This window comes from Patiriisocius sp., from assembly GCF_051252435.1.
Classification (GTDB): domain Bacteria; phylum Bacteroidota; class Bacteroidia; order Flavobacteriales; family Flavobacteriaceae; genus Patiriisocius.
In genome coordinates, this window is the sequence record NZ_JBPOFW010000001.1 from 1,074,085 (window position 1) to 1,090,240 (window position 16,156).

Sequence of the window (16,156 nt, forward strand, 5' to 3'; positions counted from 1 at the left end):
AGTTTTTTATTGAATTGCAAAGGTAAATACCACGCCATTAGTTTCCTACATTTTGAGATAGAAATCTTGGACGAGAGCGATGTAATCCTCAGTATAATTATGTCTCTCTTTTTCAATCGTGAGAGATTGAAATTCAATTTCTCTTTTCTGAAATGTAAACTCCATTAAACTTCTTTTTATTTCTGAAGTCGGACTTCCTTTTACGTGACAAATGCGTTGAGGGAATAAACCAACAGTCTCTGCAAGTTCAATAAATGAAACTTCTTCTTTCGTCGGAAGAATTACTGAAAACACACCTTCGTGTGAAAGCAAATGAGAAACACAAACCAACAAATGCTGAAACGGAAGCGCGTCTTCAAATCGTGCAATATTCCTAGAGGCATCATCGGGTTTGAAACTATCTGTGTAAAACGGCGGATTTGAAACAATTATATCATATCCTTCAAAATCTTGTTCTTCCGCAATTTCTTGGGTAAATTCTTGCACCGCTGCGTGATAACAAAACAAACGGTCTGCCCAAGGTGAGTTTTCAAAATTTTCTGTGCATTCTTCAAAGGCATCACTGTCAATTTCTATAGCATCAATGGTTTGAGCAAGGCTGCGTTGGGCAAGTTGCAGCGCAATAATTCCAGTTCCTGCTCCAATATCAAGAATACTTTGTGGTTCATGTTCAATCGAAGTCCAAGCACCCAGTAAAACTCCATCGGTGCCTATTTTCATTGCACATTTGTCTTGGAAGATGGAGAATTGTTTGAATTTGAAGGATGTTGACATAACTTTTTTATTTGAAGTGAAAACATTCAATGGCTAATATTTCCTAAGAAATCGTAGAGATTTTTTTGATAAACAACTACAAATAAAGCTCAATCAGCCCGGATGGTAAGTCCATTGTAATTATTTTGTTTTCCCTGTCAATTTCTTTGATGAATTCAGCACTAATGGGAATGAGGAGCTCTTTTCCGTCAAGGATAGATACAAATAAGTGCTGTGCTGTATGGTCATTTACATTCGAAATGATGCCCGCATTGCCAAAATCGACGTCCATTATCGTAAAACCAATCACCTCGTGGTAGTAAAAATTTGTTCCGCTAAGTGGGGGAAGGAATGAAAGCGGGAGGTATAATTCTGTACCTATGAGTGTGTCAGCCGTGGCCTCGTCATAGACGTCTTCAAATTGAACTCTAAGGAGTGTAGATTTATGTAATGAGCTGCTTTCAATAAAAAATGGAATCAAGTTTTTGTGTTGTTCCACAAAAACCGATTCCATTTCTAAAAATAATTCGGGTTCATCTGTATCTAGTTTCACTAGTAACTCCCCCTTAAAACTATATTTTTTAACGACTTTGCCTACGAAGAAACAGTCTTCTTTTTGCATAAGTCTTTAGTTTTATTCTTCTTCTTTAGTTGCTTCAGCTTCAGCAGCAGGAGCATCTTTCAATTCAACTTTTTCAGTTGCTTCAACCTCTTCTGTTGCATCAACATTTTCAGTAGCTTCTGGAGTTTCCTCAACTACAGGAGCATTTGCAGCAATACGTGCTTCGTTTGTTGCTTTTTCAGCGGCAATAGCATCAGCTTTAGCTTTGTCTTTGGCATCAGCAAGTTTTGTTTTCTTACCATCAACGGCTTTAGATTTGTCTTCCATCCAAGCGTTAAATTTTTCTTCAGCTTGCTCTTCGGTCAATGCACCTTTACGTACGCCACCAGCAAGGTGATTTTTCATCATTACACCTCTGTAAGACAAGATAGCTCTTGCAGTGTCAGTAGGTTGCGCTCCATTTTGAAGCCATTTTACAGCGCCATCAACATCAAGGTTGATTTCTGCTGGGTTGATGTTTGGATTGTAAGTACCCAATTTTTCAAGGTATTTACCATCTCTCTTTGAGCGAGCATCAGCCGCTACAATCCAGTAAAAAGGTTTTCCTTTTTTACCGTGTCTCTGTAATCTAATTTTAACAGGCATATAATTAATTTTTGGAGTACGCGACTCCGGTTCTAATTTTGTTGAAAACCTATGATCACTCTAGTGCCATACATGACAATTGTGATTCCCAAATAGTGTTCTCTGTTTTTGGGTCTGCAAAGATACTGTAAAATTTATTTGTAACTCAATCGTTTACATTAATTTTTATACATTTGTTTCACCTATTTTGGTATGCTATGAAAAAAGTTTTTTTACTCTTAAACCTCATGATGCTAGTATTTTCTTGCGCTGAGGATATTCAGGATTATAATCCTGCAATACAAGGTTTTATTGATAATGAGCTTTATCGAGCCGTTGATTCCAATGCTAAAAGAGGCATCGATGGTGACTTTTTAATTGAAGGGCTTACACAGAGTGAAAGTTTAATAATTAATCTTTCTTCTGGTACACCTGGCAGTTATAACCTCGGAGGAACATCTTTAAATAGCGCAACGTTTGAGGATTTTAATGGAAACAAATTCTTTACCAACCCAAATGGAGAAGGAGAAGTCATTGTAACAGAATTGAACACGGAGGAAATGTATATCTCCGGAAATTTTAATTACAAGGCAATCCAAACATCTATTGACAGTATCGTTGTAAGGAACGGAGTGTTTTTTAGAGTGCCCTACACACAGGAAATTGAACCAGTTATTGTTGAACCTACACTACCAATTGGACCTTGTAATTCAGGATTTCTTGTTGCTTTAATTGATGGTGATGCAATTGATACAGGAGCAAATATTTGTGTTCAAGGGGTTCGGTTTCAGAATCAAATAGTTATTACGGCAACAGATTTTGACGAAGAAATTCAATTGAGAATTCCTGTCAATATTGGGATTGGTCCAAATGTAATTCCACAAGATAATTTTTTAGCTACCTATACTGATTTAGTTATCGGTCAAACCAGAGAAGCCGAAGTAGGTTCGATTATAATTTTAGACCATAATATACCCGCTAGGTCAATAAGAGGTACTTTTAGATTCAATACGGGTACCGAAGAAATAAGTGGAGGTGGTTTTGAAGTAACGTATCAATAAATAAAATTTCCTATTTAAAAATATATAAACCCAAGCATAACGTTAAAGGTTGTTAAACCACGTTAAGCTTGGGTTAATTGTTTGTGTGAGCCCGTTATTTATGGTATATTAAAGTATATCGAGTAAAGCAAAGCAGAAATGTCATTTCGATTTATAAAAATTATTTTCTGCATAATTTTAAACAGAATGAAGATGAAGTACACAGAGGAAATGTCAAAAAATTTAAACCAACTATTAACCAAAAATTACGACGCCGAAGCAGGATATAAAAAAGCTGCTGAAATTTCAGAAAACCCACAACTCAAAAGATTTTTTGAAACCCAAGCTCAAAAACGATATGATTTTGGACACGAATTAAAATCCGAGATTAAAAATTTTGGAGAAACTCCAGATAAAGGCACAAGTTTTACAGCAGACGCACATAGAGCTTGGATGGGAATGAAAACGGCTTTTACTTCTAAGGATGAAGAAACAATTTTGAATGAAGTAAAAAGAGGTGAAAAAGCAACCGTTGATGAATATCGCGAAATCATCAACAGTCCAGAAGTGCCACCAACGACGGCAACATTACTTAGAAAACAAATGTCGCATATAGAAGAGGCAATTCAAAAAACGAAGAACTTTGAAGTCGTTATGTCGTAATTATTTACAAATAAATAATTTTAAAAGGACCGAATATTTTAAAAATATTCGGTCCTTTTTTATGTTCTAAGTTAAACTCTGTTAATTCCAGTTAAGGAGGGGTTAAAGGCGCTCGCCAACTCGTATTTTGATTTTATCTTTAGGATTATAAAGAGAAATGGAAACAACTCTTCGCTATTGATAAATCGTTTCCAACTAATAAATAAAAAGAAGCTATGGACAATGTAAAAAAATTGACAAATCAATTAAACGAATTATTGACTAAAAATTATGATGCTGAAGCAGGATATAAAAAAGCAGCAGATTTGGTTGAAGGTTCACAATTAAAAACGTATTTCCAATCACAAGCTAAAAACCGATATGATTTTGGACATGCTTTAAAATCTGAAATTAAAGGTATTGGAGGCGAAGTTGATAAAGGAACAAGTTTAAAAGGGGATGCACATAGAACATGGATGTCCATCAAAGACACATTTTCGGCAACCGACAATAAAGCTATGTTGGAGGAAGTGGTTCGTGGTGAAGAAGCTGCTGTTGAAGAATATCAAGAAATTTTAAAAGAAGCAACATTAGCGCCCACCACTCAAAAACTTATTAAAAATCAAGTTACGAGTATACAAGAAGCTTTGGCAAATGCAAGGTCACTTGATGCTTGGGCAGAAAAATAAAAATTTAAAGCTAATTGAAACGGGCAATCCATAACTTTGGATTGCCCGTTTTATTTTTTAGAATTAATCTTTCACGTTTATTCTTTTTCTTCTTCATCTTCGGGTTCTGAATTCCAAAAAGAAACCCTAAGACCTGCATTGACAATAAAATAAGAGATTTTATTCAATTGGTCGCTTACTTGAGCTGGTGCGTCAATATTAAGTCTGTCAAAACGAAGCTCGGGCGCAACATAAAACTGAAAATATCTGTTGATTTTTAATTCAGCATCAGCAGTAAGAAAATACGAAGTACCGTCTTCGGTAAATAATACTCCGGTAGTTCGTTTATTGCCATAGCTAACTCCTCCAATTCCTGTAAAAAAACCTACAGCAAATTTTTCTTTGTTAATAAACTTATAGCCTACGACACCACTTGCAGCGTAAGTAGTGGAACGGCTATAAGAGCCAGAAAAAGTTTCGTCTTCAATCTTAAGACCAAAAGCATCAAAGCGAAACCCTAAATATAAATTGTCATAAACATTAAGACTGAAATTTAAATTCAATCCTAATCTTGATTTGGCACCATTACTCACAAAATTATCCCCAACACCTGAGGGAATCAATAATCCCGTAGAAAGCGAAGCGACCTTATAGCTATTGATACCGCCAGTTTTTTCTCCAAAAATTTGAGCAGTTGCGGTCATTCCGCAAACCAAAAATAAATAGGCGACTAATCTAATATTCAAATTCATAATTGTTTTCGGTATTAGTTAGTTCTATCTCAACGATCACTGGGTTATTTGTTCCTAGTGTGTAGGTAAAAATCACCTTTTCTCCTAGTAAACTTATAATATTTCGGCGTGCAGATGCGGTTCCATTGGTTACGATTTCATCATCGAAAATCACGGTTTGTTCGCAAGCCTCAAAGCCATTATTTGGGTCTGGATTTATTCCAGTTAGCGTTTCATAACAAATGCGACCTTCTCCCGGCTCAACATAGCGCACACTGTAAAATAAGTCGTCCGCAGTATTTGAGCTTTTGATAATATCTAAGTTGAGTCTGGCGGCACGTTTTAAAACAACAGTACCTAAAGAAAGATCAAGCACTTCTGTGTCAAAACTTCTATAAAGACGACCAGTAAGCTCCTCGTTTTCTATTGTGTTGACCTCGACGTCAAAAAAATCCGCATTGCTTTTTACGGCTACAAATTCAAAAAACCCAGCAGCATTTGTTTCACTGCTTCCTAATGAGCGAGGGCCATCTTTTATAGCGACATCAATACCTGGCAGAGGTGTTCCTTGACTATCGGTAACCGTTCCAGAAGTGTACAAGCGCACATCGCTCAATACATCAAAATCATCTCCGCCACAACTGCAAAAAATGAAAAGCAGTAGCATGAGGAATGTAGAATTTCTCATAGTTTTTTTTCAAACATAGCGATTATTAATACAGTGTCAAAAATTCTGAATGATAAATAACGATTGCAAATGTGAACAACTCCTCATAAATTCATCAAGAGATAAAGTATGTTTTTTTCTATTTTTACTTCGGAAATTTCCAAGAATTGAAACCGTTTAATTTCATTAATATTTCGGCTTTAGAAAATGTATTTCTCAACCGAAAATAGTCGTCAAATAGCACTATTTTTAATGAAAGTTATATTTCCGAAGTCATCATTCTTGATTTATAAAGCACAAATTAAAACGTTATGGACTTACTGCTCATAGCGTACAACTCACAACTTGCAGCATGTATTTAATCTTTGATACCGAAACCACCGGACTCCCACGTAACTGGAACGCACCACTTACCGATAGTGACAACTGGCCAAGGTGTATCCAGATTGCTTGGCAATTGCATGACGGGATGGGAAATCTAATCGAATCGCAAGATTACTTAGTAAAACCCGAAGGTTTCAACATTCCTTTTGATGCAGAAAAAATCCACGGAATCTCCACAGAACTCGCCGAAGCCGAAGGAATCACGCTGGAAGCAATGGTTGAAAAGTTCATCGAAGTTTTAGGGAAAACCAAATTTATCGTTGGTCAAAATGTAGGGTTCGATTTAAATATTATGGGTGCGGAGTTGCTTCGTTTAGGGCAAGAAAACATACTGCCCAATTTTAAAGTGCTAGACACGTGTACCGAAACTACGGCAACGCTCTGTCAAATTCCCGGAGGTCGTGGCGGGAAATTCAAATTACCCACGTTGACGGAATTGCACCAATTTCTTTTTGGTGAACCTTTTGGAGAGGCGCACAATGCGACGGCAGATGTGGAAGCAACTACGCGTTGCTTTTTAGAGCTGGTTCGTCGTCAGATTTTTACCATTGAAGAGCTTGATGTTCAGCCAGATTATTTTGAGAAATTCAGTAAAGCAAATCCTGCGGAAATTGAACTGATTGGTCTCAAACATATCAACCTCAAAAAAGCTTCTGAAAAAATCCGGGAGCAATTGGAAGCCTCGCAAGAAACGGTTGAGATTTCTTCAGCAGAAATTAAAGAGAATTTGGAGGTTTTGCAAGATGCACCTTTTGCGCATTTGCATAATCACTCCCAGTATTCTATTTTACAATCCACATCTTCAACTCAGGATTTAGTGGATGCAGCCGTCGCAGATAATCAGCCCGCCGTCGCCATTACCGATACGGGAAATATGATGGGCGCTTTTCACTTTTCTCGCGCCGTCAATACGCACAATGCCAATCTAAAAAAGGAATATGAAATAGCGTTAAAGGAATACGATGATTTTGACGATACGGCAACCGATTTTGATGGCGTTATGCCAGACAAACCAGAGGAACCTCAATATTTAAAAGCTGTCGTGGGCTGCGAATTTTTTGTGTGTAATGACCATAGCGATAAAACGCAAAAGGACAACGGCTATCAAATTGTTCTGCTGGCAAAAAACAAAAAAGGATATCACAATCTCGCAAAAATGGCAAGTATTGCCTACACTGAGGGATTTTACTACGTGCCGCGTATTGACCGCGAGGTAATAAAAAAATACAAAGAAGATGTAATTGTGCTTTCGGGGAGCATGTATGGCGAGGTTTCAAGTAAGATTTTGAATGTTGGTGAAAATCAAGCGGAGGAGGCTTTGATATCGTGGAAAGAGGATTTTGGTGATGATTTTTATTTAGAAATCATGCGCCACAATCAAGAAGACGAAGACCGCGTAAACCAAACACTCATTGATTTTTCTAGAAAACACGATGTAAAATTAATCGCTGCGAATAACACTTATTACATTGAAAAAGAAAGTGCCAATGCGCACGATATTCTACTCTGTGTAAAAGACGGAGAAAAACAGGCAACTCCCATTGGTCGTGGTCGTGGCTATCGCTACGGACTTCCCAATCAAGAATATTATTTCAAGTCTCAACCCGAAATGAAGGAGCTGTTTAAAGACTTACCAGACGCCATTGCAAACATTAGCGAGGTTATAGAAAAAATTGAACCGTTCAGTTTAGCACGAGACGTTTTACTCCCTAAGTTTGATATCCCCGAAGAATTTAAAGTTGCTGAAGATGAAACAGACGGTGGAAAAAGAGGGGAGAATAAATTCTTGAGACATCTCACCTATGTTGGTGCCGCAAAAAGGTATGATGCGTTTAAAATTTCTGAAGATGAAACTGCGGAAACGGAACTGAGAAATGAAAAGCAAGAGGAGTTAATTGCCATTAAAGAACGACTCGATTTTGAGCTGGATGTAATTGAAAAAACGGGGTACCCAGGGTACTTTTTGATTACCGAAGATTTTATACGAGAAGCTCGAAATATGGATGTTTCGGTAGGGCCGGGACGTGGTTCGGCGGCAGGTTCGGTAGTGGCGTATTGCTTATGGATTACCAATATTGATCCTATTAAATACGATTTGCTTTTTGAGCGTTTTTTAAATCCAGATCGTGTGAGCATGCCGGATATTGATATTGATTTTGATGACGAGGGACGAAGTCGCGTGATGGATTATGTAATCAAGAAATACGGAAGCAACCAAGTGGCGCAAATAATAACGTATGGTACGATGGCTGCAAAATCAGCCATTAGAGATACCGCGCGTGTGCTTGATTTACCACTTTTTGACGCCGATAGAATTGCAAAGTTAATCCCAAACATGACCAAGCTGAACAAAGTGTTTGGACTCAGCGAACAAGAGTTAAGAAGAAAATTTAGAAGTGACGAGCTACCCAAAGTTCAAGAATTAATAAACCTCGCCGAAGGAAACGACTTAACTTCTGAAACTATTAATCAGGCGAAGATTTTAGAAGGTTCGGTTAGAAACACGGGGATTCATGCCTGTGGGGTAATTATAACGCCGAGCGACATTACAAATTTTGTTCCCGTGGCACTTGCTAAGGATAGTGATTTGTACGTAACGCAGTTTGACAACTCGGTTGTGGAAAGTGCAGGATTGTTGAAGATGGACTTCTTGGGGTTGAAAACCTTGACGCTCATTAAAGACACCGTAAAAATTGTCAAGCATAAACATAATATTGTCCTTGATCCAGATACATTTCCGTTGGATGATGTAAAAACATACGAGCTTTTCCAGCGAGGCGAAACGGTGGGAATATTTCAGTATGAAAGTGCCGGGATGCAGAAATACATGAAGGAATTAAAACCTACGGTATTTGCAGATTTAATAGCAATGAACGCTTTGTACCGCCCTGGTCCTTTGGAGTATATTCCTAGTTTTATCCGAAGAAAAAATGGGGAAGAGGAAATAGAATATGATCTTCCGGCAATGGAGGAATATTTAAAGGAAACCTACGGAATTACAGTATACCAAGAGCAAGTAATGCTTTTGTCGCAAAAGCTGGCCGACTTTAGTAAAGGTGATGCCGATGTCCTTCGTAAAGCGATGGGTAAAAAGCAAAAAGCAGTACTCGACAAAATGAAACCTCGTTTTATTGAAAATGCTGTTGCTAAAGGACACGATGCGGAGAAGTTAGAGAAAATTTGGAAAGATTGGGAAGCCTTTGCGAGTTATGCCTTTAACAAGTCGCATTCCACTTGCTATGCTTGGATTGCATATCAAACTGCCTATTTGAAAGCCCATTATCCAGCAGAATACATGGCGGCGGTACTCAGTAATAACATGAGTGATATTAAGCAGGTAACATTTTTTATGGACGAATGCAAACGTATGGGGCTTGATATTTTAGGACCCGATGTTAACGAAAGTTTTTATAAGTTTTCAGTAAATGATGCAGGCGCGGTTCGTTTTGGGATGGGAGCCATTAAAGGAGTGGGAGGAAATGCCGTTGCTACTATTGTAGACAACAGAAAAGATGGAAAATACAAATCTATTTTTGATCTCGCAAAGCGAATTGATTTGCGTGCAGCAAATAAAAAAGCATTTGAAAATTTAGTGCTAGCGGGTGGCTTTGACAGTTTTGAAAACCACCGTGCGCAATACATGCACGATGAAGGCGATGGGACAACATTTTACGAAAAAGTTTTAAAATATGCCGCTCGTCATCAAGAAACTGAAAACAGTAGTCAAGTAAGTTTATTTGGTGAAGCAAGTGAAGTGCAAATTCCCGAACCCCAAGTTCCGCCTTGTGAAGAATGGGGAACCATGAAAAAGTTAAAGCAAGAACGCGAAGTTGTTGGAGTTTATATTTCGGGGCATCCCTTGGACGATTTCAAAACCGAAATAAAAGCATTCACTAATTGTCAAGTGAGCGATTTTAATGAGTTGGAGAAATATGTAAATAAAGAGATGACTTTTGGCGGAGTGGTAAGCGATGTCCAACATCGTGAAAGCAAGGCAGGAAAAGGATGGGCCATATTTACTGTTGAGGATTATATGGACAGTTACGAGTTTAAAATCTTTGGTGAAGACTATTTAAAATGGCGTCATTTTTTAGTGCCCAACAGTTTTGTTTACGGAAGAGTGTATGTAAAAGAAGGTTGGATCAATCGTGATACCCAAAAACGAGGCGAGCCAAGATTACAATATAATAGTTTCCAATTATTACACGATGTCATGGACAGTCAAACTAGAAAATTGACGATACAGATGCCCATTGAATCACTTAAAGAAGATAAAATAGATTTTTTAAAAGAAATTTTACAAACACATAAAGGCGATAAACCATTGTACTTTACCATTTATGAAATGGAAAGTAAAACAAAACTAATAATGCCAAGCCGTAAACAGAAAGTCAATATTTGTAATGAATTGTTGACAGCCTTGGAATCCAACGACGTGCCATTTCGACTGAATTAATTTTTCAAATCTTTTTTGTTGCTTTCAACTGTAGCAGTATCTATTTGTTTGGCATCTTGTTTCGAAAACACGGTCAACCCCTGCGCTGTAAATGTGATTCCTTGAGAGCCAATTCCACCGACCATGATGGATTCGAAAATGGGGGTTATTTTTTTATTGCTTCCCCAATAGATTAAAAAATTTGCACCACTACCGCCAGTGTCATCCTCTTCATCGATAACGTAATCTATTGTTTCCAAAGGCTTTAAATACACTGGGGCTTTGAGGTAATCATGCACAAAATCGCCAGCAGTGTTATAATAATCTACACTTTTTAAAAACAAAGTATCGGTTTTACTAGTGTTCCTAATGCTCAATGTTGCCGTTAGCAATACTTTAAAATCTTTGGTGCGGTGGTAGATGTCTGAATAGATGGAAACGTACACTTCTTCTTCGTTCGGAAAGTTAAAATCAGATTGTTCCAGCACATTGAGTGTGCGTTGAGGTGCTTCCTGCTTTAACAATGGATTACTGTCTGCACAAGAAATTAATGTTGCGGTTGCGATTAAAAGTAGCACTAAATTTTTCATACTATAAATGTATTGACTTTACTAATATTTGCCTAGTAGTTTGTAGAAACTTTAGCAAAGTTACTTTGTACAAAATGGAACAAGCACAAGCCGTTGCAATTAAACTCCGGGATAGGGATAGTAGTGGAAATCCCGCCAGTGCACATAGTAAGGCTTTCGCCGAAATTTTAAAACAACGCTCAATAATGCCATTGTTCTATGAAATTTGTTAGCGGATTGTAGCAGATAGCCCGGTCGCGCTTTTTCTGCGCGAATCCCCCTAAAACATATAGAGAAGCATATTTAGAAATTTGGAATACATATAAATTGTGTTGATATTTGTATCACCGAAAGTAATATGTCCACTGTAAGTTTTGGAATAATTATTGACTACTTTTGTGTATAGAAAAAAATGTTAAACACAATTTTGGCTTTGGTCAAACTAAAAAATAAATAAGATGGCTTTAGAAATCACAGACGCTACATTTGAAGAAACAGTATTAAAGAGTGACAAACCCGTATTAGTTGACTTCTGGGCAGCTTGGTGTGGACCTTGCCGTATGGTAGGACCAATCATTGACGAAATTAGCAATGACTACGAAGGTAAGGCGGTTGTTGGGAAAATGGACGTGGATGCAAACCAAGAATTTGCAGCAAAATATGGTGTGAGAAACATTCCTACGGTTTTGATTTTCAACAACGGTGAATTAGTGGGACGTCAAGTGGGTGTTGCACAGAAAGCAACGTACGCAGAGGCGATTGACTCACTTTTATAGTCAATTCTAGAAATAAATTCGTAAAAGACTCGGCATTTTGTTGAGTCTTTTTTTATGAAATATTTTGCGATTTACTTCGGAAATATGCATTGCAATTGGATTGTTTTGCACCGATAAAAGGGATATAATTTTGTTATCTTTGGGTAACTGAATCATTCTTTATTCAGTGAAAAAAGAAATGAAGTTTTAAATTGGAACATCCTCAAAAGGGTTATAAAATAGTTACCCGACTTCTCGGGCAGTTAGCATGAGCACAGATAAAAAACAAAAAGTACAGGATAAGATAGAAAATCAACAACTCGAAGACCGAACAATTTTTTTATGGGGTCAAGTAGATGATAAAAGCGCAAGACACGTTGTAGATCGTTTGATGTATTTAGATTCATTGAACCACGATGAAATTAAATTATATATCAACAGTCCAGGAGGTTATGTTACTAGTGGCTTTTCAATGTACGATACTATTAAAAGCATTAAAAGTCCAGTGTCAACAATTTGCACAGGACTAGCTGCAAGTATGGGAAGTATATTGCTTTCGGTTGGCGAGAAAGGGCGTCGTTTCATTCAGCCTAACGCACGCGTTATGATACATCAACCTAGTGGTGGCGCAAGAGGACAAGCTAGTGATATTGAAATTACCGCACAGGAAATTCTTAAAACTAAAGAATTGAGCGCACGTATTCTAGCAGAAAACTGCGGACAAGATTACGAAAAAGTAATGAAAGACTTTAATCGTGATCATTGGATGGATGCAGACGAAAGTATAAAGTACGGGATTGTAGATGGAGTTCTTTAGAAATTCCTAAAAATCTCAAATCTCTGTAAATGGATATAGAAAAGGAAATAAATGAAATAACAGGTTTTAAAAACCTTGAATTGCTCGCCACCCAAGTGGTGGAGGGGTTTATTTCTGGATTACATAAATCTCCATTTCATGGCTTTTCAGCAGAATTTGCAGAACATAAAATTTATAATAACGGCGAGAGTACAAAGCATATTGATTGGAAATTATACGCAAAAACGGATAAGCTTTACACCAAGCGCTACGAAGAGGAAACTAACTTACGGTGTCATCTAATCGTTGACAACAGTAGCTCCATGCATTATCCTAAAATGAAGGATTTTTCAATTGATTCTCTAAATAAAATTGGATTTTCAGTATTGGCAGGCGCTTCCATTATGAATTTACTTAAACGCCAGCGTGATGCTGTGGGATTAAGTATTTATAGTGATACGTATGAATTTTATTCTAGTGAAAAAGGAAGTGAACGGCATCATCATATGTTATTACAACATCTTAATAATGCATTATTACAATCACGTAAGGAAGTACAGACCAAAACATACTCGCATCTCCACTTAATTGCTGAAAAGTTAAAACGCCGAAGTCTTGTATTTTTATTTACAGACATGTTTCAAAGTGACACTGAAGAGGAAAAACTTTTTGAAGCTTTACAACATTTAAAGTATAACAAACATGAAGTGGTTTTATTCCATACTTACGATAAAGAAAAAGAGTTGCAGTTTGATTTCAATAACCGCCCTAAAAGATTTATTGACGTGGAAACAGGAGAGCATGTTAATCTATATGCTGATAATATAAAAGAAAATTATGAATCGGCTGTTAAACGCTATTTTGATGAGCTTTCGGTCAAGTGTGGACAATACCGCATTAAATATGTTCCCGTGGATATCAATGAGCATTTTAATAAAATATTGACAACCTATTTAGTGGAGCGAGGAAAATTTGGTTGATTTTTATTGAAGCCAATTACATTGATTATCAAGTACAATAAGTAGTTGTCTAAAAAAATAGTTCTTTTTTTAAAATAATTGTTTGCAGATATTTAAACTAGTCTTATATTTGCCCTCGCTAAGAGCAATTTTAGCAAAGACATGCTAGTAAAGTCTTTAAAATAGTAGCACGGTCTGGTAGTTCAGTTGGTTAGAATACCTGCCTGTCACGCAGGGGGTCGCGAGTTCGAGTCTCGTCCAGACCGCAATTTATGTCTTTTTTAGAAAGACATCTCACCTGAGGGTGAGAATGATGTTGTGTTGTTACGCCTAAGGCGTGATGTGGTTTAAGAAATTAGACCGATGAGAAGCTTTATCAGCCAGTGGTTGATGGGCTTTTTTTGTTTTTGGGATATTCTTATCAATTTCTAAATCCCCACATCCTTAATATTTTCATAATACTACCCTAACAATCCACTTACAGTAATTCAATAGGTTTGCTTCTCAAAGACGCAGCTATGTTGAAAATTACCACTCCTATATATTTTATTATCGCCTTTTGTAGTATTATGTTTTTGATTCAGTGTACTTCAAAAGCTACTGTATATAGTGAAAGACCAATCACCATTAAAGATTTTTTAAAAGAAACCGAAGATAAAATCAATACTTTAGATTTGACAGCTGCCGCATTTCAGCAGGATAATGTAAGTGTTGATTCATTACAAAAAGCACTCACGAACGCCCGTAATTCATATAAAAAAGCAGAATATTATGTAGCGTATTTATATCCTAAATATGCAAACTCCCACCTCAACGGAGCACCTTTACTAAAAGCAAAAAAATCTGGAAATCAGCCCACAGTAGTTCCCCCCGAAGGATTACAGATACTTGACGAACTCATATACAGCGATGCACCAGCAGAAGAGAAAGTCAAAATCGCAGCGCTCACTAAAAAACTGAAAGCAAATTTCAACGCTATTTCAACTGCTTTACAAAGTAGCAAAGCCGATTCAAGCACTTTAATCAATGCAAGCCGCATGCAATTGGTGCGCATTTTTTCGTTGGGCGTTACCGGTTTTGACACCCCCGGTTCGGCAAACGGTTTAGAGGAATCTGCAATTTCGCTGCAAGCAATGAGCATAATTTTGGCGCAATCAAACGCTATTTCCAAGAGGAATAAAGCTGAAATAAATAACATCACTGCCCGTGCTATTGTTCAAATCGAGAAAGCTTCATTTGAAGATTTTGATAGGCTCCAATTTTTAACAGAAACAATTGATCCGCTTTATGAATTATTGGGTAACATTTCAGAAGAAAGTAAAAATTCAGAAAAGACAAATGCCACCGCTTGGAACCTGAACAGTAAAAGTATTTTTGGAACCGATTTTCTTGACCCTTATTTTTTTACACAACTCACAGAAAGTGAAGACAGTCCTAATTTGCGAGCATTAGGAAAAACGCTGTTTTACGATACTTCTCTCAGTAAAAATAAAGAAATGAGTTGTGCTTCCTGCCACAAACCAGAACTTGCATTTACGGACGGACTTACAACTTCAATGAGTAATGTGGATGGAAAAAATGTGCTTCGCAATGCTCCCACGTTGTTAAACGCAGTGTATGCCGAACGATTTTTTTACGATGTGAGAGCTTTCAATCTGGAACAACAAGCTGAGCATGTTATTTTCAATAGTGATGAGTTTGACACAGATTATTCGCAACTTTTAGCATCCATTAGCGAGACCCCAGTATATAAAGAAAAGTTTGAAAAGGCCTTTGATGATAAGGATATTTCAAGGAGAAAAATTTCTACTGCTCTTGCGAGTTATGTACTTTCTTTACAGTCTTTTAATAGTCCGTTTGACAAATATGTGCGTGGAGAATCTAATTTTATTGATCCCAAAGTTAAAAATGGGTTCAATATATTTATGGGAAAAGGCAATTGCGCTACCTGCCATTTTGCACCTACATTTTCAGGATTGGTGCCGCCATTATTTATTGACACGGAAACCGAAATTCTTGGGGTGTTAAAAAATTCAAATGGAATTCCAGTATTAGACACCGATGAAGGAAGATGGAAAAACGGAATCAATGCTGAAGCTGCTTGGATCTATGAAAAGTCGTTTAAAACCACAACAGTTCGAAATATAGCTTTGACCGCACCTTATTTTCATAATGGTGCCTATGAAACGTTGGAACAAGTTTTAGATTTTTATAATAAAGGCGGCGGCGCAGGATTGGGATTAGAAGTCACCAATCAAACACTTTCAGACGCTCCGCTTGAACTTACTGAAAATGAGATAAGAGATATTATTTCATTTCTTAATTCTTTAACCGATGTTTCAACCGCTTCTTTTTAATAGCAGTTATTTTCATCTATTTATTTGATTTTCAAAAAATTATCTTTCTTTTCTTCTATTTCAGAAGTTAGGGATTTAATCTTTTTCAAATTGTTTTACTTCTCAATTTCATAGCTGTTTCTATAACCTTCTAGCTGCCAGTTCTATTAAGACTGAGGTAACACTAAGCTTAAATTGGGGTCACATTTCAGTATCAAGGAGGACTGTTGCTTAA

At 37.1% G+C, this 16,156-nt stretch carries 15 protein-coding genes and 1 tRNA gene; 10 read left to right on the forward strand and 6 right to left on the reverse strand.

The features are described 5' to 3' along the window. Positions 1 to 45 precede the first annotated feature (45 nt). The 3 genes from ACSHW7_RS04790 to ACSHW7_RS04800 all read right to left on the reverse strand — a co-directional run bounded on the left by ACSHW7_RS04790 (position 46) and on the right by ACSHW7_RS04800 (position 1,960). Positions 46 to 774, reverse strand: coding sequence for a tRNA1(Val) (adenine(37)-N6)-methyltransferase (locus ACSHW7_RS04790; RefSeq protein WP_435678173.1), 729 nt, complete (start codon positions 772 to 774; stop codon positions 46 to 48). A 76-nt stretch (positions 775 to 850) separates the two neighbouring features. Next, positions 851 to 1,375, reverse strand: coding sequence for a ribosome maturation factor RimM (gene rimM, locus ACSHW7_RS04795; RefSeq protein WP_435678174.1), 525 nt, complete (start codon positions 1,373 to 1,375; stop codon positions 851 to 853). A 12-nt stretch (positions 1,376 to 1,387) separates the two neighbouring features. Then, positions 1,388 to 1,960, reverse strand: a complete 573-nt coding sequence (locus ACSHW7_RS04800; protein ID WP_435678175.1) for a 30S ribosomal protein S16 — start codon at positions 1,958 to 1,960, stop codon at positions 1,388 to 1,390. Between the two features lie 227 nt (positions 1,961 to 2,187). Between ACSHW7_RS04800 and ACSHW7_RS04805 the strand changes: the two genes are divergently transcribed. From ACSHW7_RS04805 to ACSHW7_RS04815, 3 genes are all read left to right on the forward strand, one after another. Then, positions 2,188 to 3,000, forward strand: a complete 813-nt coding sequence (locus ACSHW7_RS04805) for a DUF6252 family protein (RefSeq protein WP_435678176.1) — start codon at positions 2,188 to 2,190, stop codon at positions 2,998 to 3,000. A 192-nt stretch (positions 3,001 to 3,192) separates the two neighbouring features. After that, positions 3,193 to 3,642 (forward strand): ferritin-like domain-containing protein, encoded by a 450-nt coding sequence (locus tag ACSHW7_RS04810; protein WP_435678177.1) that lies wholly within the window; start codon positions 3,193 to 3,195, stop codon positions 3,640 to 3,642. A 215-nt stretch (positions 3,643 to 3,857) separates the two neighbouring features. Further along, complete coding sequence (locus ACSHW7_RS04815; protein ID WP_435678178.1) at positions 3,858 to 4,310, forward strand: ferritin-like domain-containing protein; 453 nt, start codon at positions 3,858 to 3,860, stop codon at positions 4,308 to 4,310. Positions 4,311 to 4,387: 77 nt separating this feature from the next. On the opposite strand, the gene ACSHW7_RS04820 is transcribed toward ACSHW7_RS04815, so the two are convergent. Both ACSHW7_RS04820 and ACSHW7_RS04825 read right to left on the reverse strand, forming a co-directional pair. Continuing rightward, positions 4,388 to 5,041: a hypothetical protein gene (locus ACSHW7_RS04820; protein WP_435678179.1), complete on the reverse strand. Its 654-nt coding sequence runs from the start codon at positions 5,039 to 5,041 to the stop codon at positions 4,388 to 4,390. After that, positions 5,025 to 5,708 (reverse strand): carboxypeptidase-like regulatory domain-containing protein, encoded by a 684-nt coding sequence (locus ACSHW7_RS04825; RefSeq protein ID WP_435678180.1) that lies wholly within the window; start codon positions 5,706 to 5,708, stop codon positions 5,025 to 5,027. Before ACSHW7_RS04825 ends, ACSHW7_RS04820 begins: the two co-directional genes overlap by 17 nt. Before the next feature lie 331 nt (positions 5,709 to 6,039). Here ACSHW7_RS04825 and dnaE point away from each other — a divergent pair, with 331 nt between their 5' ends. Continuing rightward, positions 6,040 to 10,527: a DNA polymerase III subunit alpha gene (gene dnaE / locus ACSHW7_RS04830; protein ID WP_435678181.1), complete on the forward strand. Its 4,488-nt coding sequence runs from the start codon at positions 6,040 to 6,042 to the stop codon at positions 10,525 to 10,527. Here dnaE and ACSHW7_RS04835 read toward each other — a convergent pair. After that, complete coding sequence (locus ACSHW7_RS04835) at positions 10,524 to 11,096, reverse strand: DUF3124 domain-containing protein (RefSeq protein ID WP_435678182.1); 573 nt, start codon at positions 11,094 to 11,096, stop codon at positions 10,524 to 10,526. The two genes, dnaE and ACSHW7_RS04835, sit on opposite strands and share 4 nt — an antisense overlap. A 74-nt stretch (positions 11,097 to 11,170) precedes the next feature. Here ACSHW7_RS04835 and ACSHW7_RS04840 point away from each other — a divergent pair, with 74 nt between their 5' ends. The 6 genes from ACSHW7_RS04840 to ACSHW7_RS04865 all read left to right on the forward strand — a co-directional run bounded on the left by ACSHW7_RS04840 (position 11,171) and on the right by ACSHW7_RS04865 (position 15,942). Next, positions 11,171 to 11,308, forward strand: a complete 138-nt coding sequence (locus ACSHW7_RS04840) for a hypothetical protein (protein ID WP_435678183.1) — start codon at positions 11,171 to 11,173, stop codon at positions 11,306 to 11,308. Between the two features lie 225 nt (positions 11,309 to 11,533). Then, entirely contained in the window at positions 11,534 to 11,851 is a 318-nt protein-coding gene (gene trxA / locus ACSHW7_RS04845; protein ID WP_435678184.1) for a thioredoxin, read from the forward strand. A gap of 247 nt (positions 11,852 to 12,098) precedes the next feature. Next, entirely contained in the window at positions 12,099 to 12,647 is a 549-nt protein-coding gene (locus ACSHW7_RS04850) for a ClpP family protease (protein ID WP_435678185.1), read from the forward strand. A 29-nt stretch (positions 12,648 to 12,676) separates the two neighbouring features. Next, complete coding sequence (locus ACSHW7_RS04855) at positions 12,677 to 13,606, forward strand: DUF58 domain-containing protein (RefSeq protein ID WP_435678186.1); 930 nt, start codon at positions 12,677 to 12,679, stop codon at positions 13,604 to 13,606. A gap of 171 nt (positions 13,607 to 13,777) precedes the next feature. Then, a tRNA-Asp gene (locus ACSHW7_RS04860) sits at positions 13,778 to 13,851 on the forward strand. A 252-nt stretch (positions 13,852 to 14,103) separates the two neighbouring features. Beyond that, positions 14,104 to 15,942, forward strand: coding sequence for a cytochrome-c peroxidase (locus ACSHW7_RS04865; protein ID WP_435678187.1), 1,839 nt, complete (start codon positions 14,104 to 14,106; stop codon positions 15,940 to 15,942). Positions 15,943 to 16,156 lie beyond the last annotated feature (214 nt).